At 58.3% G+C, this 19,363-nt stretch carries 17 protein-coding genes and 1 other RNA gene; 11 read left to right on the top strand and 7 right to left on the bottom strand.

All coding sequences use genetic code 11. From position 1 onward, the window contains the following. Window positions 1–280 precede the first annotated feature (280 nt). Complete coding sequence (dnaK, locus tag ASD60_RS16095) at window positions 281–2,197, bottom strand: molecular chaperone DnaK (protein ID WP_056854958.1); 1,917 nt, start codon at window positions 2,195–2,197, stop codon at window positions 281–283. A 103-nt stretch (window positions 2,198–2,300) separates the two neighbouring features. Then, on the bottom strand, window positions 2,301–2,867 hold the full coding sequence (gene grpE, locus ASD60_RS16090) for a nucleotide exchange factor GrpE (protein WP_056854957.1): 567 nt from the start codon (window positions 2,865–2,867) through the stop codon (window positions 2,301–2,303). Between the two features lie 240 nt (window positions 2,868–3,107). Here grpE and recN point away from each other — a divergent pair, with 240 nt between their 5' ends. Then, the gene (recN, locus tag ASD60_RS16085; RefSeq protein WP_056854956.1) at window positions 3,108–4,781 is read left to right on the top strand and encodes a DNA repair protein RecN; all 1,674 of its coding nucleotides are present in this window, start codon (window positions 3,108–3,110) and stop codon (window positions 4,779–4,781) included. Between the two features lie 73 nt (window positions 4,782–4,854). Here recN and fur read toward each other — a convergent pair whose 3' ends face one another. Then, the gene (gene fur / locus ASD60_RS16080) at window positions 4,855–5,259 is read right to left on the bottom strand and encodes a ferric iron uptake transcriptional regulator (protein WP_003197684.1); all 405 of its coding nucleotides are present in this window, start codon (window positions 5,257–5,259) and stop codon (window positions 4,855–4,857) included. A gap of 97 nt (window positions 5,260–5,356) precedes the next feature. Here fur and ASD60_RS16075 point away from each other — a divergent pair, with 97 nt between their 5' ends. Continuing rightward, the gene (locus ASD60_RS16075) at window positions 5,357–5,884 is read left to right on the top strand and encodes an outer membrane protein assembly factor BamE (protein ID WP_034148348.1); all 528 of its coding nucleotides are present in this window, start codon (window positions 5,357–5,359) and stop codon (window positions 5,882–5,884) included. 61 nt (window positions 5,885–5,945) lie between these two features. Here the strand turns inward: ASD60_RS16075 and ASD60_RS16070 are convergent, their stop codons facing one another. From ASD60_RS16070 to ASD60_RS16060, 3 genes are read right to left on the bottom strand one after another with little or no spacing between them, the layout of a single operon-like run. Then, window positions 5,946–6,260 carry an RnfH family protein gene (locus ASD60_RS16070; protein WP_056854955.1) on the bottom strand — a complete coding sequence of 105 codons (315 nt, stop codon included), beginning with the start codon at window positions 6,258–6,260 and terminating at the stop codon, window positions 5,946–5,948. Continuing rightward, window positions 6,253–6,687: a type II toxin-antitoxin system RatA family toxin gene (locus ASD60_RS16065; protein ID WP_056854954.1), complete on the bottom strand. Its 435-nt coding sequence runs from the start codon at window positions 6,685–6,687 to the stop codon at window positions 6,253–6,255. Before ASD60_RS16065 ends, ASD60_RS16070 begins: the two co-directional genes overlap by 8 nt. A gap of 7 nt (window positions 6,688–6,694) precedes the next feature. Next, window positions 6,695–8,098 carry a sodium-dependent transporter gene (locus tag ASD60_RS16060; RefSeq protein ID WP_056854953.1) on the bottom strand — a complete coding sequence of 468 codons (1,404 nt, stop codon included), beginning with the start codon at window positions 8,096–8,098 and terminating at the stop codon, window positions 6,695–6,697. A 118-nt stretch (window positions 8,099–8,216) separates the two neighbouring features. On the opposite strand from ASD60_RS16060, the gene smpB reads away from it, so the two are divergent. Next, window positions 8,217–8,699, top strand: a complete 483-nt coding sequence (smpB, locus tag ASD60_RS16055) for an SsrA-binding protein SmpB (RefSeq protein ID WP_007933497.1) — start codon at window positions 8,217–8,219, stop codon at window positions 8,697–8,699. A 130-nt stretch (window positions 8,700–8,829) separates the two neighbouring features. On the opposite strand, the gene ASD60_RS16050 is transcribed toward smpB, so the two are convergent. Further along, window positions 8,830–9,597, bottom strand: a complete 768-nt coding sequence (locus ASD60_RS16050; protein WP_056854952.1) for an FCD domain-containing protein — start codon at window positions 9,595–9,597, stop codon at window positions 8,830–8,832. Between the two features lie 262 nt (window positions 9,598–9,859). On the opposite strand from ASD60_RS16050, the gene ASD60_RS16045 reads away from it, so the two are divergent. From ASD60_RS16045 to ASD60_RS16015, 8 genes are all read left to right on the top strand, one after another. Beyond that, entirely contained in the window at window positions 9,860–11,554 is a 1,695-nt protein-coding gene (locus ASD60_RS16045; protein WP_056854951.1) for a lactate permease LctP family transporter, read from the top strand. Window positions 11,555–11,705: 151 nt separating this feature from the next. Continuing rightward, on the top strand, window positions 11,706–12,530 hold the full coding sequence (locus ASD60_RS16040; protein ID WP_056854950.1) for a (Fe-S)-binding protein: 825 nt from the start codon (window positions 11,706–11,708) through the stop codon (window positions 12,528–12,530). Continuing rightward, window positions 12,527–13,984, top strand: a complete 1,458-nt coding sequence (locus ASD60_RS16035; RefSeq protein WP_056854949.1) for a LutB/LldF family L-lactate oxidation iron-sulfur protein — start codon at window positions 12,527–12,529, stop codon at window positions 13,982–13,984. Before ASD60_RS16040 ends, ASD60_RS16035 begins: the two co-directional genes overlap by 4 nt. Continuing rightward, complete coding sequence (locus tag ASD60_RS16030; RefSeq protein ID WP_056854948.1) at window positions 13,981–14,652, top strand: LutC/YkgG family protein; 672 nt, start codon at window positions 13,981–13,983, stop codon at window positions 14,650–14,652. The genes ASD60_RS16035 and ASD60_RS16030 overlap by 4 nt, the downstream gene beginning before the upstream one ends. Beyond that, the gene (locus ASD60_RS16025) at window positions 14,649–17,459 is read left to right on the top strand and encodes an FAD-binding and (Fe-S)-binding domain-containing protein (RefSeq protein ID WP_056854947.1); all 2,811 of its coding nucleotides are present in this window, start codon (window positions 14,649–14,651) and stop codon (window positions 17,457–17,459) included. The genes ASD60_RS16030 and ASD60_RS16025 overlap by 4 nt, the downstream gene beginning before the upstream one ends. A gap of 194 nt (window positions 17,460–17,653) precedes the next feature. Next, the gene (locus tag ASD60_RS16020) at window positions 17,654–17,929 is read left to right on the top strand and encodes a hypothetical protein (protein ID WP_056854946.1); all 276 of its coding nucleotides are present in this window, start codon (window positions 17,654–17,656) and stop codon (window positions 17,927–17,929) included. A gap of 95 nt (window positions 17,930–18,024) precedes the next feature. Continuing rightward, window positions 18,025–18,418: a transfer-messenger RNA gene (ssrA, locus tag ASD60_RS28405) on the top strand. A 448-nt stretch (window positions 18,419–18,866) separates the two neighbouring features. Further along, the gene (locus ASD60_RS16015) at window positions 18,867–19,319 is read left to right on the top strand and encodes an Ohr family peroxiredoxin (protein WP_056854945.1); all 453 of its coding nucleotides are present in this window, start codon (window positions 18,867–18,869) and stop codon (window positions 19,317–19,319) included. Window positions 19,320–19,363: the final 44 nt, after the last annotated feature.

The following is a 19,363-nucleotide window of genomic DNA, read 5'->3' as shown; positions in this document are numbered from 1 at the left end:
GGACGTTCGGCAAACCTCTCCTGAGCCCCGCCGAACTCGTTGAGCCCCAATACAGGCCCGGACCCAACTCACGTCAATTCAACGATCCTGGTCTTTGATTCAGATGTGGTACTCGCGGCTCGAAAAGCAGGAGCATTCCCGGCCATACCAGCAGCAAACGAACGTTGTCGCATGCTGTAAAAATTCGCGTGTTCCAGACACGCCAACGCGGGAGCAAGCTCCCGCGCGGCGACATCCTACCAGTCACCGCCTGAAGGCAGTCAACCGGGCGACCAACAACTTACTTGTGGTCTTTTACTTCTTCGAACTCGGCATCGACAACGTCGTCAGCCTTTTCAGCCGATTCACCCTGCGGTGCCGCGCCTTCAGCTGGCTGAGCCTGTTCGGCGTACATTTTCTGGGCCACTGGCGCGGAGACCTTGGACAGCTCTTCAACCTTGGCTTCGATAGCGGCCTTGTCGTCGCCTTTGACAGCGGCTTCCAGGGCAACTACGGCAGCTTCAATTGCAGTCTTCTCTTCAGCGCTCACCTTGTCGCCAGCATCAGCGACCATTTTGCGCGTCGAGTGCACCAGAGCATCGCCCTGGTTACGGGCAGCGGCCAGCTCTTCGAACTTGCGGTCTTCCTCAGCGTTAGCTTCGGCATCACGCACCATGCGCTCGATCTCTTCGTCGGACAGACCGGAGTTGGCCTTGATCACGATCGACTGAGTCTTGCCGGTGGCCTTGTCTTTGGCGCCTACGTGCAGAATGCCGTTGGCGTCGATGTCGAAGGTCACTTCGATTTGTGGCACGCCACGTGGTGCTGGTGGAATCTCGGCCAGGTCGAACTTGCCCAGGGACTTGTTCTGCGCCGCTTGCTTACGCTCACCCTGCAGCACGTGAATGGTTACCGCGCCCTGGTTGTCGTCGGCAGTCGAGAACACTTGCGATTTCTTGGTAGGAATCGTGGTGTTTTTCTCGATCAGCGCGGTCATCACGCCACCCATGGTTTCGATACCCAGGGTCAGCGGGCTGACGTCGAGCAGCAGAACGTCTTTAACATCACCAGCCAGAACGGCGCCCTGAATCGCAGCACCCATGGCAACGGCTTCGTCCGGGTTCACGTCCTTGCGAGCTTCTTTACCGAAGAACTCGGTCACCAGCTTCTGAACCAGTGGCATACGGGTCTGACCGCCTACCAGGATCACGTCGTTGATCGCGCCAACGTCGATGCCGGAGTCTTTCAGCGCGATGCGGCAAGGCTCGATGGTGCGTTGAACCAGGTCTTCAACCAGCGCTTCCAGCTTGGCACGGGAGATCTTCACGTTCAGGTGCTTAGGACCAGTGGCATCTGCAGTGATGTACGGCAGGTTGACGTCGGTCGACTGAGCGGAAGACAGCTCGATCTTGGCTTTTTCAGCGGCTTCTTTCAGACGCTGCATGGCCAGCGGATCACCCTTGAGGTTCATGCCGCTTTCTTTCTTGAATTCGTCGACGAGGTAGTCGATCAGACGAATGTCGAAGTCTTCACCACCCAGGAAGGTGTCACCGTTGGTGGCCAACACTTCGAACTGGTGCTCGCCATCGACTTCAGCGATTTCAATCACGGAAACGTCGAAAGTACCGCCACCCAGGTCATAAACGATCACGGTGTGATCGCCTTTGGCCTTGTCCATACCGTAAGCCAGAGCAGCCGCGGTTGGTTCGTTGATGATACGTTTTACGTCCAGGCCCGCGATGCGGCCGGCGTCTTTGGTCGCTTGACGCTGGCTGTCGTTGAAGTAGGCCGGAACGGTGATGACCGCTTCGGTTACCGGCTCGCCGAGGTAATCTTCGGCGGTCTTCTTCATTTTCTTCAGGATTTCAGCCGAGATTTGTGGCGGAGCCATTTTCTGGCCGTTGACCTCAACCCAGGCGTCGCCGTTGTCAGCCTTGGCGATTTTGTACGGAACCATCTTGATGTCTTTCTGCACGACTTCTTCGTCGAACTTACGACCGATCAGACGTTTTACCGCGTACAAGGTGTTGTGCGGGTTGGTCACTGCCTGACGCTTGGCGGACTGGCCGACCAGAATCTCGCCATCGTTGGCGTAAGCGATGATCGACGGCGTGGTGCGCGCGCCTTCGGCGTTTTCAATAACCTTGGCTACGCCGTTTTCAAGTACGGAGACGCAGGAGTTGGTAGTCCCCAGGTCGATACCGATAATTTTGCCCATGTTCACTCTCCCGAAACTTTTGGATTTGGTTGCCGCAGCAGTGGTGGCTAACTGCGGTAGCACTTAAACGCTTGACTTCTAAATGGGGGCCTTGCGGCTAATTTCAAGCCTGCTCGTCAATAGAAGGCGAAACCGGTGCAGGCGCCTTGCTGACCACGACCATTGCCGGGCGCAGCAGGCGGCCATTGAGCTGGTAACCCTTCTGGAACACCTTGAGCACGCTGTTCGGCTCGACATCGGCGCTTTCCTGCATGGCCATCGCCTGATGAAGAACGGCGTTGAACGGTTCGCCATGCGGATCGATGGCTTCCAGCTGATAACGCTTCAACGTGTCCTGGAACATTTTCAGGGTCAGCTCGATGCCTTCGCGCATTGGACGGATGCTTTCGTCATCCGGGCTGGACAACTCCAGGCCGCGCTCCAGGCTGTCGATGATCGGCAGCAGGTCACCGGCGAACTTTTCCAGCGCGAACTTGTGAGCCTTCTCGACATCCTGCTCGGCGCGACGGCGGACGTTCTGCAGATCGGCGGCCACACGCAAAGCCTGATCCTGTGCGCCGGCCAACTGCTCTTCGAGCACTTGTACCCGAGCCGCCAGATCATCACCCGAAGCTTGAGAAGCCTGATCGGCGTCTAGATTTTGCGTATCCACTGTCTGTTCGTCAGCCATAGAATTCTCCTTTCAATATCGTCCGCGAGCTCTACTCGCGCTTCTGTCCAGCTATATGGGGCCGCAAAATCCGGCTTCAAGGGGCCAGACGTGATTAACCCTACAAAAAGCTTTGTATCGGTATTCCTTGCTGCGCTAACGATTTCGTCGGATCGAGCGAAACGAGCTAAGCGAGGGCATTGTCAGCCAGAAACAAAACACTGTATAAATAACCAGACCTAAAGCCTGGGAGCGGCCTTTATGCTGGTGCACCTGTCCGTACACAACTACGCCATCGTTGAACATCTCGATCTCGAACTCGATCGCGGAATGAGCGTGATCACAGGGGAAACCGGCGCCGGCAAGTCGATCATGCTCGACGCCCTGGGCCTTACCCTGGGCGACCGCGCCGACAGCGGCGTGGTCCGCCCCGGCGCAGACAAGGCCGATATCCTGGCCACCTTCGACCTGGCTGATATCCCGGAAGCCAGCACCTGGCTGGCCGAGCGCGATCTCGAGAACGACGGCCCGTGCATCCTGCGCCGGGTGATCACCGCCGAAGGACGCTCGCGCGGCTACATCAACGGTACGCCCTGCCCGCTCGGCGACCTCAAGGCGCTGGGCGAACTGCTGATCGACATCCACAGCCAGCATGAACACCAATCCTTGCTCAAGACCGACACCCATCGCCGCCTGCTCGACGAGTATGCCGGGGCGACCGATCTCGCCCGCCAGGTCCAGCTCGCCGCCCAACGCTGGCGCCAGACCCATCAGGAACTCGAACGCCTTTCCAACTCCGGCGATGAGCAACGCGCCCGCCACCAACTGCTCAGTTATCAGCTTGAAGAACTGGAAAACCTCGGCCTGGGTGATAACGAGCTGGAACAGCTGGAACAGGAACACAAAAACCTGACCAATGCCGAAACCTTGCTGGGGATCTGCCGGCAGGTGGTCGAGCAATGCAGTGAAAGTGATTCCGGCAATGTATTGAATGCCCTCACCGCCTGCCTCAACCGCCTGTCGAGCGTGAATAGCTCCATCGGCGCGCTCGGCGAAGCCAGCAGCCTGCTGACCAGTGCACAGATTCAGGTTGAGGAGGCCGTGGGCGAGCTAAACCGTTTCCTCGACAATTTCGATGCCGACCCGGCCCGCCTTCAGTTTCTGGAAGAACGTCTCGACGCGATCTACACCATGGCGCGCAAACATCGCATCCAGCCCACCGAGGTCGCGGAGATGCAGCAGCGCCTGCTGGACGAAATCGAAACCCTGAATGCCAACGATGAATCCATCGAGCGGCTGAGCGACGAATTGGCGTCCTATGCCCGTCATTATCAGGAGAAAGCCCGGGAGCTGAGTGATCTGCGCCACCAGGCATCGAGCAGCCTGGCCAGCGCCGTGGAGCAGGAAATCCAGCGCCTGGGCATGCCCGGAGGGCGTTTCACTATCGAGCTTCGCCCCAACAACAGTAACGAACTTTTACCGAATGGCCTCGAACAGGTAGAACTGCTGGTCAGCGCAAACCCGGGACAGCCATTGAAGGCCCTGGCGAAAGTGGCTTCTGGCGGTGAGCTGTCACGGATCAGCCTGGCGATTCAGGTCATTACCGCACAAACATCACGCGTGCCAACCCTGGTGTTCGACGAAGTGGACGTAGGCATTGGTGGCCCGACCGCCGAAATTGTAGGCCAGTTGCTGCGTCGACTTGGCGAGCGCGGGCAGGTACTGACCGTGACTCACTTGCCCCAAGTGGCTGCGCAGGGGCACCAACATCTATTTGTGCACAAAGTGCGGGGCGAGGACGCCACTCGCACCGCCGTCTCCAAGCTGAGCAAAAACGATCGAGTCGAAGAAGTCGCCCGAATGCTGGGTGGTATCGATCTCACCAAGGAATCCCTGGCTCATGCCAAGAAAATGGTGGTGACTGCGAAGGTTTAAGGCGGGCAGAAAGCACGAAGGCGACCCAGAGGTCGCCTTCGTTCGTATCGCGAACCAGGTTCGCGCGACATGCTTACTTTTTCTTGCGTACGTACAGCACCAGATTGTGATCAACCATCTCGAAGCCGTACTTGTCGACGATGGCTTTCTGCAGGCGCTCGATTTCTTCGTCGAAGAATTCGATCACTTCACTGGTTTCGACGTTGACCATATGGTCGTGATGCTTGCCGTCGTCCAGTTCGAAGACCGCATGGCCTCCGTCGAAGTTGTGCCGCACCACAAGGCCAGCTGCCTCGAACTGGGTCAGTACACGGTAAACCGTGGCCAGACCGACGTCCTCGCCAGCCTCCATCAGCGCCTTATAGACATCTTCAGCGCTCATGTGGCGTTGCTCGGCGGAATCGAGCATTTGCAGAATCTTGACCCGTGGCAGGGTCACTTTGAGGCCGGCTTTGCGTAGTTCGCTATTTTCAACCATGGTCAGCTTTCTCGCGATGCTGCTTCGCAGCTTCTCTTAATGCGGGTATGATCGGCGTTTACGTTGTCCCAGCCAAGATAGTGGAAGTCGCCCACCGATGCAAAACACCAAGCTCTTGCTAACCAGTTTCACCTTTGTGGGACTGCTCGCACTCGCCGGTTGTTCATTCCCCGGGGTTTACAAAATCGACATCCAGCAGGGCAATGTCGTCACGCAGGACATGATAGACCAGTTACGCCCGGGAATGACCCGCAAGCAAGTACGGTTTATCATGGGCAACCCTCTGCTGACCGACACGTTCCATGCCGATCGCTGGGATTACCTGTACAGCCTGCAACCCGGGGGCGGTGAACGCCAACAGGAACGCATTAGCGTTATCTTCAACCCTAATGATCAGCTTGTCAGCCTTTCTGGCGATTTCATGCCAGGCGTGAGCCGCGATGAAGCGATTCTCGGCAAGGACAGTGGCACCACGGTTACCGCTCCGGCAGAAAACGTCGAGAAGCCGAAGCCGGAGAAACCGGTCAAGCCAGGTTCGTTGCTGGATCAGATTCAAAAGGATGTCGACGGCGTAGAAACCGTTCCGGTCCCGACGCCAGAACCACTGGACACCTCGCCGCAATAATTTGCGACGCAATAAAAAACCCGGCTGGTCCGGGTTTTTTATTGCCTGTTCATTTTGTCACTCATTGATTCTTGGCTTTGGCCTCTGCCGCCTTCGCAGCGCGCAGTCGCCGAACTTCCTTGGGGTCGGCCAGCAGCGGCCGATAGATCTCGATTCGATCTCCCGACTGAACCACTCGCGTATCGGGATCGACAATCACCTTGCCGAATATGCCCACCGGGCACTCGGCCAGATCCAGTTCGGCAAACACCTGGCCGATCCCGGATTTCAACAGTGCGGCGCGAATGGTCGTTCCCTCCGGCACCGCGACAGGCATGAGAACCTGACGATCTACAGCGGCGTACACGACCTCAACGTCAATCATTACCTCAACCATGCATTTGCTTCGCCCGCTGGCAGAATGCATCCACCAGCGTATTGGCCGCCTGGTTGAACAAAGGCCCCAAGGTGGCACGAATAATTGGCCCCGCATAATCAAACGACAGGTCCAGGCTGATCTTGCAGGCTTTATCGCCCAATGGCTTGAACACCCAGACACCGTGCAACTGGGTGAACGGCCCTTCTTCAAGGTTCATTTCGATCGACTGACCGGGGACCAAGGTATTACGCGTCACGAAATGCTGGCTGAGCCCGCCCTTGGCCACACCGACGCTGGCGCGCATGTGTTCAGCGGAACTCTCCAGAACTTCAGCCGATGAGCACCATGGGAGGAATTCCGGATACCGCGCCACGTCGTTGACCAGGTCATAAAGCGCTTGCGCCGGATATGGCAACAGGGCTGAACGAGAAATGTGTGTCGTCATGTCAGCGTCACTTCCAGAGCTGGGCGGCAAACACTACGAGAATGCCGATGGGCGCCACATAGCGCATCAAGAACAAGGACAAAGCGAACAACGCCGGATTACGAATCGACAACTCTTCACGCACCGCGTCACGACCCATCACCCAGCCTGCAAACACCACGAAACACAACCCACCGAGTGGCAGCATGATCCGCGAGGTGAAGAAATCGATCACGCCGAAGAAGTCGAGGCCGCCTGTCGCCCCCCACTGGTAGAGGTGGAACAACCCGCCTTCGTTCACGAAAAACTTGGCTTCCTTCCAGATATTGAAGGAAAACACTGTGCCCAGACCAACAAACCAGCAAGTGAACGCCAGCCAGAAGGTGACCCAGGCGCGACTGATTTTCGAGCGCTCGACCAGGTAAGCCACCATCGGTTCGAGCAGCGAGATCGCCGAACTCCAGGCAGCAATCGCGACCAGAACGAAGAACACTACGCCCATCAACTGACCAAACGCTACGTTGCCAAAGGCAAATGGCAGGCTGACAAACATCAGGCCAGGGCCTTCGCTCGGATTCAGGCCCGCGGCGAACACGATCGGAAACAGCGCCAGACCAGCCACCAGGGAAACAAAGGTATCAAGCAGCGCCACCCCAACGATGGTTCCGGAAATCGACGAGCTCTTCGGCATATAAGCACCGTAGATCATGATCGAACCAACCCCGACGCTCAGGGAAAAGAATGCGTGCCCCATGGCCGGCAGCAAGCCGTCGAGGACTTTTTCCGGATGGAAGTCGAACATGAAATGCACGCCTTCCATGAAATGCCCGGTAGTCATGCTGTAACCCAGCAGAACAATCACCATCACGAACAGCAAGGGCATCATGATCCGCAAGCTGCGCTCAAGCCCGGCAACCACACCCTTGGCAATCACCACTGCCGACAACAGCATGAAAACTGTGTGCCAAAGTGTCAGCCGCCATGGATCGGCGATCACCGCACCGAAGTAAGCGCCCACCTGATCGGGCGTCGCGCCCTGGAAGTCGCCACGCCCCATGTCGATGATGTAGTCCAGCGACCAGCCGCCTACCACGCTGTAAAAAGACAGGATCAGCAACGCCGTGATCATCCCGGCGAATGCCCCCCACGACCACTTGGCCGAATGCCCCGCCTCCAGCGCCAGCACCTTCAGGGCATTGGCCGGACTCTGCCGGGCGCGTCTGCCGATGAGGGTTTCTGCGAGCATGACCGGCACACCGATCAGCGCGATACAGGCCAGGAACATCAGTACGAAAGCGCCGCCGCCATAGACGCCAACCATGTAGGGGAATTTCCAGATACTACCCAAGCCCACGGCCGAACCGGTCGCGGCGAGTATGAAGACCCAGCGGCTAGCCCAACTGCCGTGGACAGAAACCTTGTCTGTCGACATCGTTATCACGCCCAAGCGTTCGAAAAAGAGCGCGCATTGTCCGGGATTCACTCAACCTGCTCAAGCACGTAGCAACACCGTAGCCGACTCGCGTGCAACTCCCTATAATGCCGCCCCTATGGCTAAACAGAAGAAACACCCAACAGGGACCATCGCGCAAAATAAAAAGGCGCGACACGATTACTTCATCGAGCATAAGTTCGAGGCTGGTCTGGTCCTGGCCGGCTGGGAAGTAAAAAGTCTGCGGGCAAGCAAGCTGCAGCTGGTTGACAGTTATGTGCTGCTCAAGGATGGCGAAGCCTGGCTGCTCGGCAGTCACATTACGCCCCTGACGACGGCCAGCACCCACGTCATCGCTGATCCGGTCCGCACCCGTAAATTGCTGCTCAACCGACGCGAGCTGGAGAAGCTCGCCGCCGCTGTGCAGCAGAAGGGTTACGCCTGCGTGTGCCTGTCCTGGTATTGGAGCAAGCACATGGTCAAGTGCGAGATCGCACTGGGCAAGGGCAAGAAGGAATACGACAAGCGCGACACCGAGCGCGAGCGCGACGCCGGTCGCGAATTACAGCGTGCGGTGCGCAACAAGGGCAAGGAAGACTGATTTTTCTGCCTGAGTTGATCGTTCCCCACGCTCCGCGTGGGAATGCAACGATGGACGCTCTGCGTCCGCTTTGTGACGCGGAGTGTCACGGGATTCATTCCCACGCTGAGCGTGGGAATGATCATACCGACTACATCCCCTTGCGCCGCTCCGCCCGCGCAACGCGTTGCACTTCCTGGCGCACCTCCTCCAACACCTCCTGCACATACAGAATGTGACGACTGGAGACTTCCCTCGCCTGTTCGGCCCGCCCCTCGATGATCGCCTGATACAACTCTCGGTGTTGCGTGATCAACATGTCGCGAGTTTCGGTGCGCTGCTTGTACATGCCGCCGATATTGGTCACGACGTTGCGCTTGAGCAAATCGAACAGTCCGCGAATGGTATGCAGCAAAACAGCGTTATGGCTGGCCTCGGCGATCGCCAGATGAAATTTCGCATCGGCCGCGCCCTCTTCCGCCCGACTCACTTCATCGTGACGCGAATAGCAGTCCTGCAACTCATTGAACGCGGCGGTCAGGCGCTCGCGGTCGACATCCGTGGCGCGCAACGCCGCGTAATACGCACAGGACGCTTCCAGAGTGTGGCGGAATTCAAGCAGATCGCGCTGAGCCTCGGGATTACTCTCTAGCAAATGCAGTAGAGGGTCACTGAACGTCGTGCCCAACGACTCCACCACGTAATTGCCGCCACCCTGCCGGCTGACCAGCAAGCCCTTGGCCGTCAGCTTTTGTATCGCCTCGCGCAAGGAAGGGCGTGAGACACCGAACTGTTCGGCCAGCGCGCGCTCGGCCGGCAAGCGCTCACCCGCCTTCAACGTACCCTCAAGGATCATGCCCTCGAGCTGCTCGACAATATCGTCAGACAAACGGCGCTGACGAATCTGATCAAACCCCATAACTCACCTTCTCCAAGATCCGACGGCGCGCCGGCGCTCTATTCTGGCCCATTGCCGCCGTATCGGCACCTGCCGTACAGCACCTGAATCCACACAACGCAGCCCATTGCAGTCCCGGTATTCGACAAAAGTTTTAGGGCGGCAAATTGACACACCGCCTACAAGGCTTTTACCCTAGCCAACAGCGATTGTAAATTGGTATTACCAATTATCCAAGAACGCTGATCAGTGCCTGACCAACAACAATTAGGGGCCACCCCATATGCAAACCTGGCAACAGCTCTACAGCCCGCTCGGAAGCCTCGGTTTATCCGCGCTCGCGGCCGTTATACCTATCGTGTTTTTCTTCCTGGCTCTGGCCGTGTTCCGTCTCAAGGGGCACGTTGCCGGTAGCATCACGCTGGCCTTGTCGATCCTGGTGGCGATTTTTGCCTTCCAGATGCCGGTCGACATGGCTTTCGCAGCCGCAGGGTATGGTTTCGCCTATGGCCTTTGGCCGATTGCGTGGATCATCGTGGCCGCTGTTTTTCTTTACAAACTGACGGTCAAAAGTGGGCAGTTCGAAGTGATCCGCAGCTCGGTGCTGTCGATCACTGACGACCAGCGTCTGCAAGTGCTGTTGATCGGCTTCTGCTTCGGCGCGTTTCTTGAAGGTGCGGCCGGTTTCGGTGCACCGGTGGCGATTACCGCCGCTCTGCTGGTCGGCCTGGGTTTCAACCCGTTGTACGCCGCGGGCCTGTGCCTGATCGCAAACACCGCGCCGGTAGCTTTCGGCGCCCTGGGGATTCCGATCATCGTCGCCGGGCAAGTGACCGGCATCGACGCGTTCAAGATCGGCGCCATGACCGGTCGCCAGCTGCCGCTGCTGTCGCTGTTCGTGCCGTTCTGGCTGGTGTTCATGATGGATGGCCTGCGCGGCGTTCGCGAAACCTGGCCCGCCGCTCTGGTTGCCGGCTTGAGCTTCGCCGTGACTCAATACTTCACGTCGAACTTCATCGGCCCGGAACTGCCGGACATCACTTCGGCCCTGGCCAGCCTGATCTCCCTGACCCTGTTCCTGAAAGTCTGGCAGCCAAAACGCGCCGCCGGCCAGCACATCGTCGGGGCCGTATCGGCTTCCGTGGTCAGCGCCAGCGCCGGTGGTTTCGGCCAGAAGCGCACCACCCTGGCATCGCCCTACAGCCTCGGGGAAATCATCAAGGCGTGGTCGCCGTTCCTGATTCTGACCGTGCTGGTGACCATCTGGACCTTGAAGCCGTTCAAGGCGATGTTTGCCGCCGGCGGTTCGATGTACAGCTTCGTGTTCAATTTCGCTATCCCGCACCTTGATCAGATGGTGATCAAGGTTGCACCGATTGTGGCTAACCCGACTGCCATTCCAGCCGTGTTCAAGCTTGATCCGATTTCCGCGACCGGCACGGCGATTTTCTTCTCCGCACTGATCTCGATGCTGGTTCTGAAGATCAACCTCAAAACTGGTCTGACCACTTTTAAAGAGACCTTCTACGAACTGCGGTGGCCGATTCTGTCCATCGGCATGGTGCTGGCGTTCGCCTTCGTCACCAACTACTCGGGCATGTCGTCGACCATGGCCCTGGTGTTGGCCGGCACGGGTGCAGCCTTCCCGTTCTTCTCACCGTTCCTCGGTTGGCTCGGTGTGTTCCTGACCGGTTCCGATACCTCGTCCAACGCACTGTTCAGTTCGTTGCAAGCGACCACCGCCCACCAGATCGGCGTCAACGACACCTTGCTGGTGGCAGCGAACACCAGTGGCGGCGTGACTGGCAAGATGATCTCACCGCAATCGATCGCCGTGGCCTGCGCCGCGACCGGGCTGGTGGGCAAGGAGTCGGACCTGTTCCGCTTCACCCTCAAGCACAGCCTGTTCTTTGCCACGATTGTCGGCTTGATCACGCTGGCTCAGGCCTATTGGTTCACCGGCATGCTGGTGCACTAAAAGCCACAACCGATACGGAAAAAACCGACGCCGGACCACGATTCCGGCGTCAGCTATTCACAACCCGGTCTGTAAGGCTGCTGAAAGAATCTCACTCTATATTCAGCGGCCTCAGCGGACGGATAACCGGGCCCACCCGGAGACACGCCTGATGAGCGAGCTTTTTTACAACGCTGTGCCGAATGCGACCCGTGTCGCCCCGCCACTGCCCGAGCCTCGGCAATACCCCAGCGAGAAACCGCAGCGGGTGTACCTGTTCGGGACCTGCGTAGTGGACTTGTTCTACCCGCAAGCCGGAATGGACGCGATCCATCTACTGGAGCGCGAAGGGATCCGTGTCGAGTACCCGCAAGGGCAAAGCTGTTGCGGTCAACCGGCGTACACCTCGGGTTATACCGAGCAGGCCCGGACAGTGGCGCGCTCGCAGCTGGCGCTATTTGCCGGGGATTATCCGGTGGTGGTGCCGTCGGGTTCCTGTGCCGGCATGTTGCGCGAACACTATGCCGACTTGTTCAAGGACGAGCCGGACACGTTGAAACAGGTCGAGGCCTTGGCGGCCAGGACCTATGAGCTCACCGAGTTCCTGCTGTTCGTCTGCAAGGTGCAGCTCAAGGATAGCGGTGAACCGGTAAAAGTAGCGTTGCACACGTCGTGTTCGGCACGCCGTGAAATGAACACCCACCTGCACGGCCGTGAGCTGTTGTCGCAGCTGAGCAATGTGGAGCGAGTCGACCACAGCCATGAAAGCGAATGCTGTGGCTTCGGTGGGACTTTCAGCGTCCGTATGCCAGACATTTCCGGCGCGATGGTGGCTGACAAGACCCGATCGCTGAAGGAGTCCGGCGCGTACAAGGTACTCAGCGCCGACTGCGGTTGCCTGATGAACATCAACGGCTCACTGGAAAAACAGCAGGAAGCGTTACGCGGTCAGCATCTGGCGAGTTTCCTCTGGCAACGTACCGGAGGTGCCCAATGAGCGCCGCCGAGATTATTCCTACGGTCGCTGTAGAAGAGGATTTCCGCACCCGGGCTCACGAGGCCTTGGGTGATGCGCAATTGCGGGGCAACTTCCGCAAGGCGATGGATTCACTGATGACCAAACGGGCCGCGGCTTTCAGCGATGCCCATGAGCGGGAACATTTACGCGCGCTGGGCAATGCCGTCCGCGCCCGTGCTTTATCGAAGTTGCCCGAGCTGCTCGAGCAACTTGAACAGAACCTGACCCGCAACGGTGTGACAGTGCACTGGGCGGAAACGGTGGACGAAGCCAATGGCATCGTCCTTTCGATCATCCGCGCTCACGAGGGGCGGCAAGTGATCAAGGGTAAATCGATGGTCAGCGAAGAAATGGAGATGAACCACGTCCTCGCTGAACAGGGCATTGAATGCCTGGAATCGGACATGGGCGAGTACATCGTCCAGCTCGACCACGAGAAGCCTTCACACATAATCATGCCGGCGATCCACAAGAACGCCGGTCAGGTCGCGTCCTTGTTCCACGACAAGCTTGGCGTGGAATACACCAAGGACGTTGACCAACTCATTCAGATCGGTCGCAGAGTCCTGCGACAGAAGTTCTTCGAAGCGGACATCGGCGTTTCCGGTGTCAACTTCGCCGTGGCTGAAACCGGCACCCTGCTGCTGGTGGAAAACGAAGGCAACGGCCGCATGACCACCACCGTGCCACCGGTGCACATCGCCGTGACCGGCATCGAAAAGGTTGTGGAAAACCTGCGCGATGTGGTGCCGCTGCTGTCATTGCTGACACGCTCGGCCCTCGGCATTCCGATCACCACTTACGTCAACATGATTTCCGGCCCGCGCAAGGCACATGAGCTCGACGGCCCGCAGGAAGTGCACCTGGTGCTGCTCGACAATGGTCGCAGCCAGGCCTTTGCCGACAGCGAACTGCGTCAGACCCTGAACTGCATTCGCTGTGGCGCCTGTATGAATCATTGCCCGGTCTATACCCGAATCGGCGGCCATGCCTATGGCGAGGTCTACCCCGGCCCTATCGGAAAAATCATCACCCCGCACATGGTTGGCCTGGCGAAAGTCCCGGATCATCCGAGCGCCTCTTCCCTGTGCGGCGCTTGCGGCGAGGTATGTCCGGTAAAAATTCCGATCCCGGCGTTACTCCGTCGTCTTCGGGAAGAGAACGTCAAAGCCCCGGACAGCCCACACCATGTGATGCGCGGCCAGGGCAGCAAATACTCGCGCAAGGAGCGGTTCATCTGGAACGCCTGGGCGAAGCTCAATAGCTCACCGACGCTGTATCGCCTGTTCGGTTTTGCCGCGACGCGCCTGCGCGCCCTTGTGCCGGACAATGTCGGCCCATGGACGCAAAACCACAGCGCACCGAAACCCGCTGCCCGCTCACTGCATGACATGGCGCGCGAACATTTGGCCAAACAGGGAGACCGTCGATGAGCGCCAAGCAAAACATCCTCGCCAAACTGCGCAAAAGCCTGACAGGCACCACACCGGTGGCTGACAACTTCGATGTCGATCTGGTGACGCAGTCTTACACCTACGCACCGGAACAGCGCATCCCGCAACTGCGCAAACTGATGGAAGCGGTGCACACGGAAATCCACCTGACGTCGGCTGAAGGCTGGCCTGAGTTGCTCGGGCAATTATTGAAGGATCGCCAATTACCGAGCCTGTTGATTGCACCGACCACCCCCCACGGGCAGCGTGTCGTACAGCACTGGGAGAAAAATCCTGATCTGCCGGCACTCAAGGCCTATGATCGACCGGTCGAAGAGTGGAAAGCCGAGCTGTTCAACGACACTCCGGCGAGTCTGACTACGACCCTCGGCGCCATCGCCGCGACCGGCAGCCTGATCATCTGGCCGACACGGGAAGAACCGCGATTGATGAGCCTGGCGCCACCGGTGCATTTCGCCCTGCTCAAGGCCAGTGAAATCCGCGACAATTTTTATCAGGTCCAGCAGGAGTTCGAGTGGGCGCAAGGCATGCCGACCAATGCCCTGCTGGTATCCGGCCCGTCGAAAACCGCTGACATTGAACAAGTGCTGGCCTACGGCGCCCACGGTCCGAAAGACCTGGTGGTGCTGATCCTGGAGGATCAATGACTTTACCGGCCGCTTTCCTGCGTGATGCACAGCAACTGATTCCCTGCGAACGGCGCTTCGACGACCCGTTGTCGACCCTGGCTTTCGGCACCGATGCCAGTTTCTATCGGCTGATCCCGCAACTGGTGATCCGCGTCGAATCCGAAGATGAAGTGGTAGCGCTGCTGAAACTGGCCCAGCGCGATAAGGTGCCGGTGACCTTCCGCGCCGCCGGCACCAGCCTGTCCGGGCAAGCCATCAGCGACTCAGTGCTGATCGTCCTTGGGGATAACTGGAACGGTCGTGAGATCCGCGGCCAAGGCACGCAGATTCGTCTGCAACCCGGCGTAATCGGAGCACAAGCCAATGCCTGGCTTGCGCCGTTCGGGCGCAAGATCGGACCGGACCCGGCATCGATCAATGCCTGCAAGATCGGCGGCATCGTCGCCAACAATGCCAGCGGCATGTGCTGTGGCACCGCGCAAAATACCTATCACACCCTGGCCGGCATTCGTCTGGTGCTGGCCGATGGCAGCCGTCTCGACACTGAAGACGCCACCAGTGTCGCGGCGTTTCGGCAAAGCCATGCAGAGCTGCTTGAACGCTTGGCGACGCTGGGCCGCGAGACCCGCGCCAACGCCGAACTGGCGGCAAAGATTCGCCACAAATACCGTCTGAAAAATACCACCGGCCTGTCACTCAACGCCCTGGTGGATTACGACGAGCCTGTGGATATCTTGAGCCACCTGCTGGTCGGTTCCGAAGGCACACTCGGTTTCATCAGCGCGGTGACCTACGACACGGTGATCGATCACCCGAACAAGGCCTCGGCGCTGATTGTTTTCCCGGACGTGGAAACCTGCTGCAACGCGGTCACCGTGCTGAAAAGCCAACCGGTGTCGGCGGTAGAACTATTGGACCGGCGCAGTCTGCGCTCGGTGCAAAGCAAACCCGGCATGCCCGCTTTCGTACAACACCTGTCGAACAATGCCTGCGCCCTGCTGATCGAATCCCGCGCAGCATCGTCCACATTACTGCACGAGCAACTGGCGCAAATCATGGCGTCGCTGGCGTCGTTCCCGGTGGAGAAGCAAGTCGACTTCACCGAAGATCCGCTGGAAAACGCCCGTCTCTGGGCAATCCGCAAGGACACCTTCCCTGCAGTCGGTGCGGTGCGCAAAACCGGAACCACGGTAATCATCGAAGACGTGACCTTCCCGGTGGAACAACTGGCCATCGGCGTGAATCGCCTGATCGAGTTGTTCGACAAACATCACTACGACGAAGCGATCCTTTTCGGACACGCACTGGAAGGCAATCTGCACTTCGTCTTCACTCAGGGCTTCAATAGCCCGGAAGAAGTCGCACGCTACCAGGCGTTCATGGACGACGTCGCGCAACTGGTCGCGGTGGAGTTCGGCGGCTCGTTGAAGGCTGAACACGGCACCGGGCGCAACATGGCGCCGTTCGTTGAGCTTGAATGGGGCAGCGATGCCTATCAATTGATGTGGCAGCTCAAGCGTCTGCTCGATCCCAATGGCATTCTCAATCCGGACGTGGTGCTCAGCGAAGATCCGCAAATCCACCTCAAGCACTTGAAACCCTTGCCGGCCGCCGACGAGATTGTGGATAAGTGCATCGAGTGCGGGTTCTGCGAGCCGGTTTGTCCGTCGAAAGGCCTGACCTTGAGCCCGCGCCAGCGCATCGTGATCTGGCGCGATATCCAGGCGAAGAAACGCGCCGGTGTCGATACCCGTGAACTTGAAGCGGCCTATGAATACCAGGGCATCGACACCTGTGCCGCGACCGGTCTGTGTGCGCAACGCTGCCCCGTGGGAATCAACACCGGCGAGCTGGTGAAAAAGCTTCGCGGCCAACACGCCACTCATACGAAAACCGCCAATTGGCTGGAAGGCAATTTCGCCACAGCCATGCAAGGCGCGCGCTTCACACTGCATGTAGCCAACGGCGCAAGAATGTTGCTGGGCGCGCCACGATTGGCAAAGTTGTCGGCAACGCTGACCCGCTTGTCCAAAGGCCAGGTCCCGCAATGGACCAGCGCCATGCCGCAGCCGGAAAAAGCCATTCGCTTCAGCCCATCGGTGACCGACGAACGCCCGCGCGTGGTGTATTTGGCAGCCTGCGTTTCACGCGCTATGGGGCCGGCGGCCGGCGACAAAGAACAAATGTCGCTGTACGACAAAACCCGTGGCCTGCTGGAAAAAGCCGGTTATCAGGTGGTCTTCCCGGACAATCTGGACAATCTCTGCTGCGGCCAGCCGTTCGCTTCCAAGGGTTATGCCGAACAGGCCGAACACAAACGCCAGGAACTGATCGGTGCCCTGCTCCACGCCAGCCGTGGCGGGCTCGATCCGATCTACTGCGACACCAGCCCCTGCACCTTGCGCCTGACTCAGGATCTGGGCGACGTACGCCTTGACCTGTACGACCCGGTGCGCTTCATCCGCACGCACTTGATGGATCGACTGGACTTCATCCCACAAGAGGCGCCGATCGCGGTACATGTCACCTGCAGCACCCAGCACCTGGGCGAAAGCCAGGCATTGATCGATCTGGCGCGCAGATGCAGCAACAACGTGATCATCCCGGAAGGTATTCACTGCTGCGGCTTTGCCGGTGACAAAGGCTTCACGACGCCAGAACTCAATGCTCACTCGCTGCGCACGTTGAAAGACGCCGTGCAGTACTGCGAAGAAGGCATCTCTACCAGTCGCACCTGTGAAATCGGCCTGAGCCAGCATGGCGGGATCGATTATCACGGATTGGTTTACCTCGTGGACCGCGTGACGCAAGCGCGTCCGGTTTGAACAGGCGGCTTGCGTAAAAGGGGCGTTTTCGCCCCTTTTTGCTTTGCAGCACCATCATCAACCCGAAAAAAAAACCGAATTCCTGCGCGCGGCTATAGTCATTTGACTAGGCTCTTTGAAAGGAGCTTATAACCACCTCGGCCAGCAGCCCGCGTTATCGGCAGCACCGAGCCCACATGCGCAAGGAGATACCCATGAAGCACTCTGCAATTGCTGGAATGTTCATCGCTGCTGCAATGTTGGCGTCGCCGGTGTTTGCGGCGGATAAAGACCTGTGTACCGATAACCTTCAAACCATTGATGACTTCGTAAACAGTGCGCCCTCTATTCCGGAAGGCACTCTGGACAGCGTCAAAGCAGCGCAGACAAAAGCCAAGGCAGCCCAGGCGGCAGGCAACGACAAGGATTGCGTAGAGATTTCCAGCGGTATCATTACCAAAATGCAGATTCGAAACCCAACGCGGAACTGATACCAGGTGCGGCCAACCTTCGGGTTGGCCTTCCGGGCCACAATGTCGTAGACTGTTCGTGCTTGTTGCTCATCCGTTTCACGAGCAATGAGTTCGGGGCCGTTTAGGATTCGACGCCGGTTGCGAAACTTTAGGTGCATGCCGAGTTGGTAACAGAACTCGTAAATCCACTGTTGCAACTTCTTATAGTTGCCAATGACGAAACCTACGGGGAATACGCTCTCGCTGCGTAAGCAGCCTTAGCTCTTCCCTTCTGGTACCTTCGGGTCCAGCAATCATCAGGGGATGTCTGTAAACCCAAAGTGATTGTCATATAGAACAGAATCGCCGTGCAGTACGTTGTGGACGAAGCGGCTAAAACTTACACAACTCGCCCAAAGCACCCTGCCCGTCGGGTCGCTGAGGGTTAACTTAATAGACACGGCTACGCATGTAGTACCGACAGCGGAGTACTGGCGGACGGGGGTTCAAATCCCCCCGGCTCCACCAACTCAACAAAAAAAGACGTCCTCGGACGTCTTTTTTTGTGCCTGAAATTCAGCCTCCTCCCCAATGTCAATAATCCTCGAAAGGCTCTACGCCGCATCCTCGCGGCATGGGCCGGGCGACGCTTGGCGTTTTTCACAGGATGCCCGTGCCACCGTTCATCGTCGGGGCAGAAAATAATCTTTGACATTGTTGAGGCTTCGGCAGATTATTATCACATCGCATACGATCTAATCGAAAGCGACCAACAACATCAGCCCATTGCCGTTGGAGATTCAGCCATGAACACCGGAAGCCGCCAGACCCAGATCAATTCGACCTTCCACGCTTCCAATGGCCACAACGGCAACAACTGGATCACAGCAACAGGCAATCAATAGATCGTTTACCGCATCAAACAAATCGCATGCGATGTTATCGCATAGAATGCAACCCTTGGAGGAACCGTCCCATGAGCAAGATCGAGAAAGTACTGGCTACCGGTAAAACCCATACTACCCTGAGCAACGCTGGCACCACCTCGCGTGGCCATAACGGCAATCTCGACATCGAGCTGTCGTCCCCCGGCTCGACTCAGCCGGCTCATGTGTTTGCCGCCACCCAACCGCATCCGAAAGCCGAGCAACTGTTCGCCGGGGCATGGTCGGCCTGCTACACCGCAGCGGTTGGCCTGGTCGCGGCAGAGCGCAACATCGCACTGCCGGCAGACCTGGCCGTCGACATCGAAATCGACCTCGGCCAGACCGGCCCGGCTTACTTCCTTCAAGCCCGGCTGACCGTGCGCGTGCCGGGGCTGGCCCACGACGTCGCGACCGAACTGGCACACATCGCCGACTCCATCTGCCCGTACTCCAAAGCTACACGCGGCAATATCGACGTTGCCCTGAGCGTTATTACCGCCTAAAACATCGCATGCGATGTTAGCGCACACGAATTTAATAACTGAAA

Origin of the sequence: Pseudomonas sp. Root562 (genome assembly GCF_001427125.1) — a bacterium.
In the GTDB taxonomy this organism is placed as follows: domain Bacteria; phylum Pseudomonadota; class Gammaproteobacteria; order Pseudomonadales; family Pseudomonadaceae; genus Aquipseudomonas.
Note: the sequence above shows the minus strand (reverse complement) of the source record. Positions and strands in the feature narration are given on the sequence as shown.